15 protein-coding genes are annotated in these 13,594 nt (G+C 68.4%); 9 read left to right on the top strand and 6 right to left on the bottom strand.

Annotation, left to right across the window (positions count from 1 at the left end; genetic code table 11):
• Nucleotides 1-41: 41 nt before the first annotated feature.
• The 5 genes from ACXRVZ_RS19275 to ACXRVZ_RS19255 form a co-directional block, all read right to left on the bottom strand.
• Entirely contained in the window at nucleotides 42-650 is a 609-nt protein-coding gene (locus ACXRVZ_RS19275; protein ID WP_457422009.1) for a DUF4304 domain-containing protein, read from the bottom strand.
• A 32-nt stretch (nucleotides 651-682) separates the two neighbouring features.
• Nucleotides 683-1,045 (bottom strand): hypothetical protein, encoded by a 363-nt coding sequence (locus tag ACXRVZ_RS19270; protein ID WP_458232706.1) that lies wholly within the window; start codon nucleotides 1,043-1,045, stop codon nucleotides 683-685.
• 8 nt (nucleotides 1,046-1,053) lie between these two features.
• Complete coding sequence (locus tag ACXRVZ_RS19265; protein WP_458232711.1) at nucleotides 1,054-2,142, bottom strand: AI-2E family transporter; 1,089 nt, start codon at nucleotides 2,140-2,142, stop codon at nucleotides 1,054-1,056.
• A gap of 207 nt (nucleotides 2,143-2,349) precedes the next feature.
• The gene (locus tag ACXRVZ_RS19260; protein ID WP_457422005.1) at nucleotides 2,350-2,805 is read right to left on the bottom strand and encodes a group II truncated hemoglobin; all 456 of its coding nucleotides are present in this window, start codon (nucleotides 2,803-2,805) and stop codon (nucleotides 2,350-2,352) included.
• Between the two features lie 96 nt (nucleotides 2,806-2,901).
• Complete coding sequence (locus ACXRVZ_RS19255) at nucleotides 2,902-4,155, bottom strand: MFS transporter (RefSeq protein WP_458232705.1); 1,254 nt, start codon at nucleotides 4,153-4,155, stop codon at nucleotides 2,902-2,904.
• A 70-nt stretch (nucleotides 4,156-4,225) separates the two neighbouring features.
• Between ACXRVZ_RS19255 and ACXRVZ_RS19250 the strand changes: the two genes are divergently transcribed.
• The 8 genes from ACXRVZ_RS19250 to ACXRVZ_RS19215 all read left to right on the top strand — a co-directional run bounded on the left by ACXRVZ_RS19250 (nucleotide 4,226) and on the right by ACXRVZ_RS19215 (nucleotide 9,828).
• Nucleotides 4,226-5,035: an AraC family transcriptional regulator gene (locus tag ACXRVZ_RS19250; protein WP_457422000.1), complete on the top strand. Its 810-nt coding sequence runs from the start codon at nucleotides 4,226-4,228 to the stop codon at nucleotides 5,033-5,035.
• 86 nt (nucleotides 5,036-5,121) lie between these two features.
• On the top strand, nucleotides 5,122-5,319 hold the full coding sequence (locus tag ACXRVZ_RS19245; protein ID WP_457421998.1) for a YgaP family membrane protein: 198 nt from the start codon (nucleotides 5,122-5,124) through the stop codon (nucleotides 5,317-5,319).
• Between the two features lie 2 nt (nucleotides 5,320-5,321).
• On the top strand, nucleotides 5,322-5,858 hold the full coding sequence (locus tag ACXRVZ_RS19240; RefSeq protein ID WP_457421996.1) for an RNA polymerase sigma factor: 537 nt from the start codon (nucleotides 5,322-5,324) through the stop codon (nucleotides 5,856-5,858).
• An 81-nt stretch (nucleotides 5,859-5,939) separates the two neighbouring features.
• On the top strand, nucleotides 5,940-6,647 hold the full coding sequence (locus ACXRVZ_RS19235) for a hypothetical protein (RefSeq protein ID WP_457421994.1): 708 nt from the start codon (nucleotides 5,940-5,942) through the stop codon (nucleotides 6,645-6,647).
• Nucleotides 6,648-6,744: 97 nt separating this feature from the next.
• Nucleotides 6,745-7,716 carry a hypothetical protein gene (locus ACXRVZ_RS19230; RefSeq protein ID WP_457421992.1) on the top strand — a complete coding sequence of 324 codons (972 nt, stop codon included), beginning with the start codon at nucleotides 6,745-6,747 and terminating at the stop codon, nucleotides 7,714-7,716.
• Between the two features lie 91 nt (nucleotides 7,717-7,807).
• The gene (gene nadA / locus ACXRVZ_RS19225) at nucleotides 7,808-8,908 is read left to right on the top strand and encodes a quinolinate synthase NadA (protein ID WP_458232704.1); all 1,101 of its coding nucleotides are present in this window, start codon (nucleotides 7,808-7,810) and stop codon (nucleotides 8,906-8,908) included.
• A 194-nt stretch (nucleotides 8,909-9,102) separates the two neighbouring features.
• Nucleotides 9,103-9,393 (top strand): late competence development ComFB family protein, encoded by a 291-nt coding sequence (locus ACXRVZ_RS19220; protein ID WP_457421988.1) that lies wholly within the window; start codon nucleotides 9,103-9,105, stop codon nucleotides 9,391-9,393.
• 21 nt (nucleotides 9,394-9,414) lie between these two features.
• Nucleotides 9,415-9,828: a hypothetical protein gene (locus ACXRVZ_RS19215; RefSeq protein WP_457421986.1), complete on the top strand. Its 414-nt coding sequence runs from the start codon at nucleotides 9,415-9,417 to the stop codon at nucleotides 9,826-9,828.
• 4 nt (nucleotides 9,829-9,832) lie between these two features.
• Here the strand turns inward: ACXRVZ_RS19215 and nadB are convergent, their stop codons facing one another.
• Complete coding sequence (gene nadB, locus ACXRVZ_RS19210) at nucleotides 9,833-11,437, bottom strand: L-aspartate oxidase (protein WP_458232703.1); 1,605 nt, start codon at nucleotides 11,435-11,437, stop codon at nucleotides 9,833-9,835.
• 136 nt (nucleotides 11,438-11,573) lie between these two features.
• Here nadB and ACXRVZ_RS19205 point away from each other — a divergent pair, with 136 nt between their 5' ends.
• Complete coding sequence (locus ACXRVZ_RS19205; RefSeq protein ID WP_457421982.1) at nucleotides 11,574-13,586, top strand: prolyl oligopeptidase family serine peptidase; 2,013 nt, start codon at nucleotides 11,574-11,576, stop codon at nucleotides 13,584-13,586.
• The last annotated feature ends 8 nt before the right edge of the window (nucleotides 13,587-13,594 follow it).

Here is a 13,594-nt window from a genome sequence, read left to right as displayed (position 1 = left end):
GAACTTTAGCCGGCGTCGGACGCAACGCGGGCCATTCGCCGCTAAGTCAATCCGCCATGCCCCGTCAAAATCTCGATCAGATCTTGTCGAAGCAAAGTTGCACGCTCGCTTGCCGATGCGAGGCCTGCCCGCGCAAAGGAAACGGCTTCCTCCTGCTGACCAAGATGCGTCGCAATGCGTGCGAGATGAAGCGCCTCTCTGGCATGAACGCGGGACGGCTCGACGCTTTTCAACAAGCGCACGAAGCTGCCTGGATAGCTGGCATAGCGGTCAAAGAACGCTTGCCCCTGCACCGCCCATTCACGCGCCACCTGCTCGATGGAGCGCGCCGCTTCGTCGACCGAGTTGCCGTACGTCCAGCCTGAAGCAGCCGCTGCCGACGGCGGATGGATGCGACATCGAAACACACAATGCGATTCCTCCAACGACTCTGGCTCGACAGTCAGTCCGCCTTCCGCTGGCAGGAAGGACAGATGCGCGCCGAGGTTGAGATAGCACTGCTCTCCCGATTTGCTGCCTTGCACATTGAAGACATGAATCAAATGCCCATCCATGCGCCTGAGCGTCGACCCTGAGCCCTTGAATCCTTCATCACGAAGAACTGGATAGAACTCTTTGGCGAGCAGCTTCAGGAAGAGTTGCCGATGCATATCGAGTGCTTCTGGTCAGCGCGACGCCGTCATCAACGTGTCGCGCCGTCAATCGCCCGCTCCATCATCTTGTCCTTGAGCGTCGCTTCCTGCTTCACGTCCAGTGCCTGGTGGAGCAAGGGCGCGCTGCTGGCCGGCACCGCCTTGGGCACTGGCGTGGCGGGCAGCACGTTGACCGGCGCCGCAGTCACGGCCTGTTCCTTGTGGCCGGGCGGGCACTGGGTGTTCGTATAGGACACCTGCTGGCCGTTGACGCATTTGCGCAAGGGGCCCGCGGCCGGTGCGGCCGCCGTTTGCATCGATCCGACCCAGGCCTGCAAAGGCTCGCGCTTCTGCCAGGCGAAGACAAGCGCTGCCAGACAGGCCGCTGCAATGACAAGACCGCGAAGCGCCATGACTGACCTCAACCTTCGGATGCCGCCTCATCCTCGTCTCGCGCGGTGGCGAACAGGTCCCACACCGCCATGAACATCGCCGCGATCACCGGGCCGATGACGAAGCCGCTGATGCCGAAGACGGCCATGCCGCCGATGGTGGAGATCAGCACCAGGTAGTCGGGCATCTGGATGTCCTTGCCGACGAGGATGGGGCGCAGCACGTTGTCCACGAGGCCGATCACGACCACGCCGTAGGCGATCAGCGTCAAACCCTGCCAGATGGCGCCGGTGACCAGGAAGTAGAGCGCCACCGGCAACCAGATCAGCGCCGCGCCGATGGCCGGCAGCAGCGACAGGAAACCCATCAGCACCGCCCACAGCAGCGCGCCCTTGATGCCGAAGAACCAGAACGCCAGCCCGCCCAGCGCGCCCTGCACCGCGGCGACCAGGATGTTGCCCTTGACGGTGGCGCGGATCACGGTGATGAACTTGGTCGCCAGCTGCCGCCGGTGCTCGGGCGCCAGCGGCACGRCATTGCGGATGCGCCGGCTCAGGGAGACGCCGTCGCGCAGCAGGAAGAACGCCAGGTAGAGCATGACGAAGAAGCCGACAACGAAGTCCAGCGCGTTCTGGCCCATGCTGTAGACGTAGGTCGCAATCGCCTGGCTGCCGCGGCCGATGGCATCGCTGATGCGGGTCTGCAACTCGTTGACATCCGTCAGCCCGAAATGCTCCAGCAGGTCATGCAACCAGCCCGGCAGCACCGCGACGACCTTCTCGAAGTAGAGGACGAAGTTGGTCTCGCCCGACTGCACGCGCTGGTACAGCGCAGCACCCTCCTTGACCAGCATGCCGGTCAACAGCGTCAGCGGCAGCACGACCATCAGCACGACCAGCAGCAGCGTTGCCAGCGCCGCCAGCGTGCGCCGCTGCTTCCATCGGCGCAGCAGCGCGACATGGATGGGCATGAAGACGATGGCGATCACCGCCCCCCAGAACACTGCGGCGCTGAAGGGCAACAGGATCCACGCGAAGGCCAGGCAGACCGCGATCAGCAGCGCCAGGAAGGCGTTGTGCTCGAGGCGGGGAGAAGTGACGAAGTGCTTGAAGTCCATGCGGCGCTGCAGGTCGGCCCGGGAGCGGGCGGTGCCGCGCATGGTAGGGCCGGCCGGGCCGGCTTGCGCTTCAGGCCGTCACGCGGAAGGTCAGAGCCGGAAGGGAGCCGGGACTTTAGCGGCCGGTGCTTCGCCAGTGCGACGCTGAATAAGTCCCCGCGATGCAGCGGGATGCGCTGCGCGCGAGGGACTTGGTCAATGTGGCCCCTAAGGCGCCACCAACCCCGCCCATGACCAGCGCGGAAACCCCAGGTCATCGGGCACCGCCTGCCCTCGGTCCGGGTAGCCCGCCATGGCCACGGTCGTCGCCCAGGCGAAGTAGTCGTGCAGCACGCGGCGCAGTTCGGCGTCAGTCACGCCGATGTCTTGCAGCGCTTCGTCGAAGCAGGCGATGGCACGGCGGTCCATCTCCTCGTGCGGGCCGTTGCCGCTGTGGCTGCGCACCACCGACGCGTGGCTGCCGCAGTCCCGCGAATACAGCGCCGGGCCGCCCCAGGCCTGCGCCCAGTAAGCCGCCAGCCGCTCCGTGTGCTGTGGATGAAAGCCGTGGCTGAAGGCGTGGGCCACGACCTCGTCCGCCAGCACCCGCGCATGCCAGGCCCGGGCCAGGCGCAGCACGGTGTCCTGGCCGCCGAGGGCTTCGAAGAGGGAGTCTTGTCGCATGCGCCGACGATGACCGCCGGCAGCTGGCGCGTCAACTCAGGCGGACCCGCGCTGCTGGCCCAGCAGCTTGACGGCCAGCGCACCCATGGGCAGGGCTCAGGCCGCCGCCACGGCCACCGACCGCCGCCGAGCCAGGCCAATGCCCACCAGCCCCGCCGACGTGATGCCCAGCATCAACGCCGCCGCCGACCCCGCGAACACGCCGCGGGGCATGCCGTGGTCCAGGATGGCGCCGAACACCGGCGCGGCCAGCGCAAAGCCGATGTCCAGGCCCGAATACACGGTGCCGTAGACCCGCCCTGTCGCCCCCGGCGGCGAGGCGCGCTTGATGAGCATGTCTCGCGACGGGCCGGCCAGGCCGGTGCCGAAACCCGCCAGCGCGGCGACCGTGGCCGCCAGCCCGCCCGGCAGCCAGCCGCTCGCCACCAGCAGCAGCAGCGCCGCAGCAAAGGCCATCGCGATGGCAATCGTGCGCTCCAGCCGCTGGGCCCTGGCGACCAGGAAGCCACCCACCACCATGCCCGCCGCGCCCGCCAGCATGTAGCCGGTGACGACATAGGCTGTCAACGCCAGCGGCAGGCCGTAGATCTGGTGCAAGGCCGGGCTGGCGAAGCTCTGGATGGCCGACAGCGCTGCGGTCGTCCAGAAGAAGAAGGAAAAGCATAGCCAGACCGAGGGCAATTTCAGGAAGGCCATGGGGTGCTCGACCTTGGCACCGGCCGCCGGCTTGGCATGGCCCCAGGACCCCTGCCGGTCGTCGATGGCCGAGCGTTGCCAGAACAGCAAGGCCATGACGGCCAGCGCGATCAGCGCGGTGCCCAGGTAGGCGAAGCGCCAGTTGCCCGTCGCCTCGGCGATGCCGATGGAAAACACCGGCGCGAAGGCCCAGCCGAGGTTGCCGCTGATGCCGTGCACCGAGAACGCATGGCCCAGGCGCGGCTGCGACACGCGCTTGTTCAGGATGGTGAAGTCGGCCGGGTGGAAGGGCGCGTTGCCGAAGCCGGCGAGTGCCGCCGCCAGCATCAGCCCGCCAAAGCCCTGCGCCAGGCCGGCTGCGATGGAGGCGAAGAAGAAGCTCGCCATCGCCGCGAACAGCACCGGCCGCGCGCCGATGCGGTCGACGATGAAGCCCGAGGCTGCCTGGCCGGCACCGGAGATGACGAAGAAGGTCGTCACCAGCAGGCCCAGCTCCGAATAGCTCAGGCCGAAGGCCTGGATGAAGGCCGGGAACAGCGGCGGCAGCAGCATGTGGAAGAAATGCGAGGTGCCGTGGGCGACGCCGATGGTGGAGATGGTCGTGACGTCGCGGCGGCGCTGCTGGCCGGCGTCGAAGGGGAGAGCGGTATCCATGTGCACCACTTTAGGAACTGGCCGGCCGGCCCGGTTACGATGGTTCGTCAAGTTCTATCGAAATCCAGCCATGGCCAGTCGCACCAGCATCCCTGCCCTGTCGCCCGAGCGCTTCGCACCGACGGCTGAGCGGCCACTGCGCGCCAAGGCCCGCCTGCTGGAGCATCTGACGGACATCCAGCCGCACCGGCATGACTGGGCGCAGCTGGTGTTCTCGATGACAGGCGCCGTGCGGGTGAACACGGAAGCCTCGACCTACATCGTGCCGCCGTCGCGCGCGGTGTGGATCCCGCCCGGCCTCATCCACGCGGTGACGGCCATCGAGCAGTGCGATCTGCGCACCGTCTACCTCGGCGCCGGGCTGCTGCCGGGCGAAGCCTGGCGCGTCGGCCGCGTGCTGGAGGTATCGCCGCTGCTGCGCGAACTGGTGGCCGCCCTGCCCGGCGAGCCCGACCCGCAGCCGCCCGAGACGCCGGACGACGCCGAGCGGCGCCGCGGCATCGAAGGCCTGGTGCTTGCCGAACTCAGGCGCGCCCGGCCGCTCGCGCTGGGTGTGGCCCTGCCGCAGGACGCTCGCCTGCGCAAGCTCTGCGAGGCCATGCTGCGCGAGCCCGGCCGCCACGCCGGGCTGGACGAATGGGCTGAGGAGGCCGGCTACAGCCCGCGTACGCTGAGCCGATTGTTCCGCGAGCAACTGGGCACCAGCTTTGCGCAATGGCGCTCGCAGCTGCTGCTGGCCCACGCACTGACGCTGGCCGCGCGCGGCCGGCCCATGAGCCTGATTGCCAGCGAGCTGGGCTATGCCAGCGCCAGCGCCTTCACGGCCATGGTGACGCGCACCGTCGGTATGCCGCCCAGCCGCTTTTTCGCCGAAGCCTGAAATTTATTTTGCCGTCCGCGAATCCAATCAGCCCACCAGCGCCTCTTAGTGGCCGAGGGTCGTCCTCGAACACTGGGAGTTGCATCATGGTCTATGTGAAGAACGTGCCGAACGCCGAGCGCGTGCTGCGTGTCGTGCTTGGCGCTGCGGTGGCGGGCGCAGGGATTGCGATGGTGGGCGGCATGGCCGGTTGGCTGATTGCCGCGAGCTCGGGCGGCCTGGTGTTGTCGGGCCTGTTCGGCTACTGCCCGGCCTGCGCCATGGTCGGGCGCCGGCTGAAATAGCCATGGCCCTGGCCGCCCAGCACCAGCCCCTGCTCGCCGCCGCCCACGGCGGCGACCCGCACGCGCTGGACGCCTTGCTGAAGATCACCCGCCCCGACATCCGGCGTTATGCCCAGCGGCATTGCCTGATCAGCGATGTCGACGACGCGGTGCAGGAGGCGCTGCTCATCGTCTCGCGCAAGCTGCCCTCGCTGCATGTGCTGGCGGCCTTCTCGGGCTGGGCTTTCCGGCTGGTGCAGCGTGAATGCCGGCGCCTGGGTCGTGTCGCACTGCGCTATGACCCGTATGACGAGGAGAGGCTGGAGCAATGGCTCGTCACACACGACGAGATCGGCCTGCGGCTGGAACTTGTCGCGGCACTGGAATCCCTGCCGGCGCACTACCGCGAGGTCATGCTGTTGCGCGATGTGGAGGAGCTGACCATCGAGGAGATCGCCGACCGCACCGGCCTGACCCGGCCCAACGTGAAGAGCCGGCTGCATCGGGCGCGGGCACTGGCGCGTGAGTATCTGCTGGGCGGCCGGCCACCCGCCCGCTGACGGCTCAATCTCTTGTTATCCGACGCGGCCAGCCCGGCGCCGGCGCGAGCATGTTGTCGCCAATACTTTGGAGACAACACCATGAATCGACGTCACCACCTCCTGGGCGCAGGCCTCGGCCTCGCCGCAGCAGCGCTCACCGGCCTGGCCGCCCCCGCCTTCGCGCAAAACGCGGACGATGGCGAGTTCGCTATCCTGCGGGCGCACTACGGTACCGAGAACAAGCACGCCGACGTGACCGACCGGCTGCGCGATATCGCCCGCCGCGACAGGCGTGTGCGCTTGACGAACGAGCTGTTCGGTGTGGACCCCGACCCCGGCCGCGACAAGATCCTGCGCATCTACGCCCGCGACCGCCAGGGCCGCGAGCGCACCTTCGAGTACCCCGAATACGCCTGGGTCGACGGCTCGCAGTTCAGCGGCTGGAGTGCCGGCCGCTGGGGCGACAAGGGCTGGAACGGCGGCTGGGCCGGCAACCCTTACCGCGACGGCAACGGCCAGGGCCAGGGCCGGGACAGCGGCCAATTCACCATCCTCTACGCCAACTACGGCACCCCCGGACACGAAGTGGACGTGACACGCCGCCTGCGCGAGTTGGCTCGCCAGGACGAGAAGTTCCGCATGGGCAACGACACCTTCGGCGTGGACCCCGACCCGGGCCGCACCAAGCGGCTGCGCATCATCACGCGCGAGGCCGGCGGGCAGGAGCGCAGCTTCGAGTACACGGAAGGCAGCTGGGTGGACGGCGCCCAGTTCCGCGGCTGGCGCCGCGGCGACTGGGGTCGTTGAACATCGCCCGCCGCGAGGCGGGCTGTCCACCGCCGGGCGGGCCTGAACGTTGATGTGTGCATGCGAGGATGAGCGCATCAACGACAAGGAAACCGCCATGCAACGACGCCAATGGACGCTGGGAGCCGGCAATGCCCTGCTTGCCGCAGCGCTGGGTGGGCTGGCCCTGCCGACACTGGCCCGCGACGCTGACGACGGCGAATTCACTATCCTGCACGCCCGCTACGGCACGGAACGCAATCACGCGGACGTGACCGGCCGCCTGCGCGACCTGGCGCGGCGCGACCGGCGCTTCAAGCTCGAGAACGAGCTCTTCGGCGTCGACCCCGACCCCGGTCGCACGAAGACGCTGCGCATCTTTGCCCGCGACCGCCAGGGTCGTGAACGCACGTTCGAATACCGCGAGTACGACTGGATCGACGGCGCGCAGTTCATCGGCTGGGGCGGCGGCAACTGGGGCGAGGAAGGCGGCGCACGCGGCTGGCATGGCGGCAACGACCGTCGCGAAGAACGCCGTGAAGAACGCCGTGATAGTGGCGACTTCACCATCCTCTACGCCACCTACGGCACGCGCCGCCGCGAGGTGGACGTGACCGACCGGCTGCGCGAACTGGCGCGGGCCGACCAGCGCTTCCGCCTCGGCAACGACAACTTCGGCGTCGACCCCGACCCCGGCGAGACCAAGCAGCTGCGCATCGTCGCGCGTGACCGCGGCGGCCAGGAGCGCACGTTCGAGTACCGCGAGTACATGGTCGTGGACGGCAGCCAGTTCATCGGCTGGGGCCGCGGTGACTGGGGACGCGGCAACACCGGCCCGATGCGACCGGGCAACGGCCGCCTGGTCATCGAGAGCGCCAGCTACGGCAGCGGCAACCGCGGGGCGGACGTGACCGAGGCCGTGCGCGCCCAGGTGCGCGGCGACCGGCTGGAGGCGGACGTGCGCAACGAGCTCTTCCGCACCGATCCGGCACCGGGCAAGGACAAGGTACTGACCGTGACCTACCGCCGCGGCAACGAGCGGGCAATGACGGTGCGCGTCAACGAAGGCGACCGGCTGCGCCTGCCCTGAGAGGGGGCTTGGCGGCGCCGGCTGGGAAGCCCGGCCGGCTCTGCGCGACACTTGCAGGACGAACTGCGGCCACGCCCGGCCGATGCCCAAGATGTCCCAAACCCTTTTCGACTACACCAAGCAGGACGCCGCCGGCGCCTGCTCCACCGCCTTCGCCTGGGCCAAGGTGCCGGCGCCTTTGACGCCCACCGAGCGCAACGCGCTGGCCGAGCGTGCCGCCGCATTGCTGAAGAAGCACAACGCCGTGCTCGTCGCCCACTACTACGTGGACGGCGCGCTGCAAGACCTGGCGCTGGCGACCGGCGGCATCGTCTCGGACTCGCTGGAGATGGCCCGCTTCGGCCGCGACCACGCTGCGCAGACGCTGGTGGTGGCTGGCGTGCGCTTCATGGGCGAGACGGCCAAGATCCTCAGCCCCGAGAAGCGCGTGCTGATGCCCGACCTGGACGCCACCTGCTCGCTGGACCTGGGCTGTCCGGCCGACGACTTCGCGGCCTTCTGCGATGCCCACCCGGACCGGCAGGTCGTCGTCTACGCCAACACAAGCGCCGCCGTGAAGGCGCGTGCCGACTGGATGGTCACCAGCTCCTGCGCGCTGGAGATCGTGGCCGACCTGCATGCAAAGGGCCAGAAGGTGCTGTGGGCACCCGACCGCCACCTGGGCCGCTACATCCAGSARSAGACCGGCGCCGACATGCTGATGTGGAACGGCGCCTGCATCGTGCACGACGAGTTCCGCGGGCTGGAGCTGGAGCTGCTGCGCGAGCAGCATCCCGGCGCGCTCATCCTCGTCCACCCGGAGTCGCCCAAGAGCGTCGTCGAGCAGGCGGATGTCGTCGGCTCCACGTCGGCGCTGATCAAGGCGGTCGTCGAAGGCAAGGCGCAGGAATACATCGTCGCCACCGACAACGGCATCCTGCACCGCATGCGCCAGCTGGCACCGGGCAAGACGCTGATCGAAGCACCCACCGCCGGCAACAGCGCGACGTGCAAGAGCTGCGCCCACTGCCCGTGGATGGCGATGAACGGCCTGGCCAACCTGGTCGACTGCCTGGAGAGTGGCGAGCCGCAGATCCACGTCATTGAGCCCATCCGCGTGAAGGCTCAGGGCTGCATCAACCGCATGCTGGATTTCGTCGCGGCGAGAAAGACTGCCGCTGCGGGCATGACACCGGGTATCGGCGCCGCCTAAGGAAACGCCGAGCAAGCCCCTCGCGCGCAGCGCATCCCAGCTTTGGGCGTTCTACTGCGTTGCAAATGCTCGCCGGGTGTTCAACCCGGCTCCGCTTTGCGCCTTGCAGCACATCCCAAACCAGGGCGCGCTGCATCGCAGGGGCTTGCCCGGCGTTTCCCGCGCTATAAATCGGCATTCTCGAAAGGCCAACCATGAACGCCGACTTCAGCTCCCTGTACAACCACCACGAGCGCGAAGTCTTCGGCGCGGTGATCGATGCGTCCAAGGACTTCCCCGACATCGCCGCCAGCAACGACCTGCTCTGCGACGTCTGCTGCGTGGCGCTGAACCGCCTGCCGCCGCGCTACATCCGCCACGAGGTCGACTTCAGCTTCTACCTGACCGAGCACGAACGCCTCGAGATCGACAACGGCATCGCCGAAGCCGTGAGCTATGCCTACAACTTCGTGCAGGCGCGGACGGCGTTGCGGGCGCGGAAATAAGCCGGACCGAGATCGCTGGTTTTGCTCAACCGCCCGATTCAAGCGGCCTTCATCGCTTCCCTGGTGCTGGCCCCACTGGTTGCGTGGGCCGCGCCGGAGCCCCACCCAGCCGAATCGCGCGCCATCACGCTGCTGTTCACGCGGCTGAGTGATGAAGGCCTCTACGGCGACAGGCTTCGCCAAGGCTGCGCCCTCTTCTTTCCGACCGCGTCATCGGAAGCCGGATGGCTGGAGATCGGCGTGCACGAAAAGCACGACAGCCTGTGCGGTGGCGACCCGCAGACGGCGCCCGCGCTGGATCATTTCCGCATCCATCTGGACACAGGACGGCTCCTGTGGATGGACATTGTGTCGGGCGAATACCTGAGCTTCGAGAGCATCTGCCGCGTCCGGCATTGCGCCAAATCACGGCCACCGGCATCGCCGGCCCAATGAAGCCTCAGCGCCTGCGCCGCTCGCTGATCAACACCGTCGGAAAACTCACCGGCAGCGTGCGCGGGTAGTCGCGGCTGAAGTGCAGCCCGCGGCTCTCATGCCGCATCAGCGCCGACCTGACGATCAGCTCCGCGCAGTCGACCAGGTTGCGCAGTTCCAGCAGGTCGCGAGTGACGCGAAAGCTCCCGTAGTAGTCGTCGATCTCGCCGCGCAGCAGCGTGATGCGATGCAGCGCCCGCTCCAGCCGCTTGGTGGTGCGCACGATGCCGACGTAGTTCCACATCAGCAGGCGCAGCTCGTCCCAGTTGTGGGCGATAACGACCTGCTCGTCAGCGTTCTCGACCTGGCTCTCGTCCCAGGCCGGCAGCGGCGCGGCCTCCTGGATGGGCTGCTGGAGGATGTCGGCCGCACAGGTCTGGCCGAGCACCACGCACTCCAGCAGCGAGTTGCTGGCCAGGCGGTTAGCGCCGTGCAGGCCGGTGTAGCCGGTCTCGCCCACGGCATACAGGCCCGGCAGGTCGCAGCGGCCGCTGAGGTCGGTCACCGCGCCGCCGCAGGTGAAGTGCACGGCCGGCACGACGGGGATGGGCTGGCGCGCGATGTCGATGCCGAGCTKSAGGCAGCGCGCGTGGATGGTSGGGAAGTGCKCSWTSAGGAAGKCCTCGCCSAGGTGCGTGGCGTCCAGCCACACGTGGTCCAGGCCGTGCTTCTTCATCTCGAAGTCGATGGCGCGGGCGACGATGTCGCGCGGCGCCAGCTCCATGCGCTCGTCGTGCGCGGCCATGAAGCGCGTGCCGTCCGGCAACTTCAGGTAGCCGCCCTCGCCTCGCAGCGCCTCGGTGATGAGGAAGCTGCGCTCCTGCGGGTGGTAGAGGCAGGTCGGGTGGAACTGGATGAACTCCATGTTTGCGACCCGGCAGCCGGCGCGCCAGGCCATGGCAATGCCGTCGCCGGTCGACGTGTCGGGGTTGGTCGTGTAGCGATAGACCTTGCCGGCGCCGCCAGTGGCCAGCACCACGGCGCGCGCAGCCAGCGTCTCGACGCGCTGCGTGTCGATGTCCAGTGCATAGACACCGTAGACGCGCGTGGGCTCGTCGCGCTGGGCGTGGCGGGAGGTGATGAGGTCCAGCGCCATCCAGCGCTCGCACAGCTTGATGTTGGGGTGCCTGCGGGCCACGGCCAGCAGCTGGTCGTGGATGGCCTTGCCGGTGGCGTCGGCCGCGTGGGCGATGCGGCGCACGGCGTGGCCGCCCTCGCGCGTCAGGTGCAGACCCATGGGGCCGGTGTCGTCGGTCGTGAAGGGCACGCCCTGGTCCACCAACCAGCCCACGGCAGCGGCGCTGCGCTCGGCGATGAAGCGGGCCGCCTCTTCGTCGACGAGGCCGGCGCCGGCGTCCTGCGTGTCGCGCACATGGCTCTCGATGGAATCGTCGCTGCCCAGCACGCCGACGATGCCGCCCTGGGCCCAGGCCGTGGCGGCTTCGGTCAGCTCGCGCTTGGCGAGCACGACGACGGGCACGCTGTCAGCCAGGTGCAGGGCCACGGTGAGGCCGGCGAGGCCGGCGCCGATGATGACGACGGGCGCGTCGTCTTGGGGAGCAGCAGTCATGGCTGGGCATTGTCCAGCAGCGCCACTCCCGGCGCGGCGATGTGAGGATTGCCGTTTCAAGCACCCAGGCTCCTCGCCGGCCGCACTATGCTGCGCGCCGTTGACAACGCTGCCATAGAGCAGTTGGAGGAGACCCATGAAGACATGCAAACGCTGGGCCGGCGTGATCGTCGGCCTTCTGCTGGCTGCCACCTCTGCGCACGCCGCGCCGCCACCGACCGAGGTGTTCTACAAGGACGCCGACATCAACGACGCCGTGCTGTCGCCCTCGGGTCGCCGCCTGGCCGTCACCACGGCCAAGGGCATGCCACGGGTCGGCTTGGTCGTGTATGACCTTGCGCCTGGAGGCCGCATCCTGCGCGTGGCCCAGTTCGACGACGCGGACGTGACAGATGTCCATTGGGTCAACGACGAGCGCCTGGTCTACAGCCAGACGGACCGGACCGAAGGCAGCGGCCGGTCCATCGAGGCGCGCGGCCTTTTCACCGTGAAGGCCGATGGCACGAAGTTCAAGCAGCTCGTGCGGCGGCGATGGAAGCCGGCGTCCTCCGAAGGGCATCTGCGTGAAGAGACGGCCCTCGACTGGAACCACCGCCTGCTGGCCGTTCCCCCATCGTCCCCAGGCAAGGTGAACGAAGAGGTGCTGCTCGTCGAGTTTTCCTATGGCGAACAGAGCTACGAGTCGCCGAAGTGGCTGAACGCCGCCACGGGCAACTGGCGCAACTTCGATGACAGGCAGGTGCCACATGCCATCAGCTGGACAGCCGACAGCCTTGGCGAACCCCGCGTTGCCTACTCGCTCGACAAGGGTCGCCTCACCGCCTATTGGCTTGCCCCGGGCAGCAAGACCTGGACCCCGCTCTTCGAGAGCGGTCTGCTCGATACACCTTTCGCCGTCGAGGCGGTCGACAGCAACGGCAGCCTCTTCGTCACGCGCCCCGAGGGGCCGCAGGGCTACAACGCGCTGAGCCGCTACGACTTCGAACGCCGCGCGCCGGCAGCCAAGCCGCTGGTCGCCACGCCGGGCTTCGACTTCAGGGGCGACCTGGTCACCGACGAAGCCGGCAAGACGCTGGGTGTGCGGCTCGTCGTCGACGGCGAGACCACCTTCTGGTTCGACACCGCCATGAAGGCCTTCCAGGAGCGCGCCGACAACCTCTTCCCCGGCCACGTCAACCGCATCGACTGCCGCCGCTGCGGTGCGCCCGACATGGTCGCCCTGGTGTACTCCTACAGCGACCAGGACCCCGGACGGTTCTATCTCTTTCAGGCCAAGCCGCCCGAGGGCGAGAAGAGCTGGCGGCTGATCAAGGCCGTGCGGGAAGACATCAAGCCCGAGCAGATGGCGACGCTGGAGTTGCAGCGCATCAAGGCCCGTGATGGCCGGGACCTGCCGGTGTGGGTCACCCGCCCGCCCGACGCCAAAGGCCCGCTGCCGGCCGTCGTCCTCGTGCACGGCGGGCCCTGGGTGCGGGGCGTTCAGTGGCGCTGGCATGCCCAAGCCCAGTTCCTCGCCTCGCGCGGCTACGTCGTCATCGAGCCCGAGATGCGCGGCAGCACCGGCTATGGGGACGCCCACTTCCGCGCCGGCTTCAAGCAATGGGGCCAGGCCATGCAGGACGACGTGGCGGATGCGCTGCGCTGGGCGCAGAAGCAAGGCATCGCCAGCGACAAGGCCTGCATCGCCGGCGCCAGCTACGGCGGCTACAGCACGTTGATGGGCCTGGCCAAGGACCCCGATCTGTATCGCTGCGGCATCGCCTGGGTGGCCGTGACCGACCTGGACCTGTTCGTGAGCGGGGCCTGGCACGTGCTGGACGACATCGACGCCGGCAGCCGCGCCTTCACCCTGCCCGAACTGGTTGGCGACCCGGCCAAAGACGCGGCCATGATCGCCGCCAACTCACCCGTCAGGCTGGCCGCCCGCATCAAGGCGCCGGTGTTGCTGGCCTTTGGCGACGAAGACGTGCGCGTACCGCTCGCCCACGGCAAGCGCATGCGCGATGCGTTGCAGGCGGCCGGCAACACCCCGGTCTGGGTGACCTACGCCAACGAGGGCCATGGCTTCGCCAAGCCCGAGAACCGGTTGGATTTCGCCCGCCGCATGGAGGCCTTCCTGGCCAAGCATCTGAACCCGGGCCGCCCCTGAGAGACGAC

It is taken from the genome of Roseateles sp. P5_E8, from assembly GCF_054177665.1.
The sequence above is the reverse complement of the archived record's forward strand: the minus strand, read 5'-3'. Positions and strand labels throughout refer to the sequence as shown.

What these genes read in the sequence shown, in the direction of transcription:
- ACXRVZ_RS19250 (WP_457422000.1), top strand. Translation starts at nt 4,226, where the DNA reads ATGGCCAGTCGCACCAGCATCCCTGCCCTGTCGCCCGAGCGCTTCGCA.
- ACXRVZ_RS19235 (WP_457421994.1), top strand. Translation starts at nt 5,940, where the DNA reads ATGAATCGACGTCACCACCTCCTGGGCGCAGGCCTCGGCCTCGCCGCA.
- ACXRVZ_RS19245 (WP_457421998.1), top strand. Translation starts at nt 5,122, where the DNA reads ATGGTCTATGTGAAGAACGTGCCGAACGCCGAGCGCGTGCTGCGTGTC.
- ACXRVZ_RS19240 (WP_457421996.1), top strand. Translation starts at nt 5,322, where the DNA reads ATGGCCCTGGCCGCCCAGCACCAGCCCCTGCTCGCCGCCGCCCACGGC.
- ACXRVZ_RS19205 (WP_457421982.1), top strand. Translation starts at nt 11,574, where the DNA reads ATGAAGACATGCAAACGCTGGGCCGGCGTGATCGTCGGCCTTCTGCTG.
- ACXRVZ_RS19270 (WP_458232706.1), bottom strand. Translation starts at nt 1,045, where the DNA reads ATGGCGCTTCGCGGTCTTGTCATTGCAGCGGCCTGTCTGGCAGCGCTT.
- ACXRVZ_RS19260 (WP_457422005.1), bottom strand. Translation starts at nt 2,805, where the DNA reads ATGCGACAAGACTCCCTCTTCGAAGCCCTCGGCGGCCAGGACACCGTG.
- ACXRVZ_RS19275 (WP_457422009.1), bottom strand. Translation starts at nt 650, where the DNA reads ATGCATCGGCAACTCTTCCTGAAGCTGCTCGCCAAAGAGTTCTATCCA.
- ACXRVZ_RS19220 (WP_457421988.1), top strand. Translation starts at nt 9,103, where the DNA reads ATGAACGCCGACTTCAGCTCCCTGTACAACCACCACGAGCGCGAAGTC.
- ACXRVZ_RS19230 (WP_457421992.1), top strand. Translation starts at nt 6,745, where the DNA reads ATGCAACGACGCCAATGGACGCTGGGAGCCGGCAATGCCCTGCTTGCC.
- ACXRVZ_RS19255 (WP_458232705.1), bottom strand. Translation starts at nt 4,155, where the DNA reads ATGGATACCGCTCTCCCCTTCGACGCCGGCCAGCAGCGCCGCCGCGAC.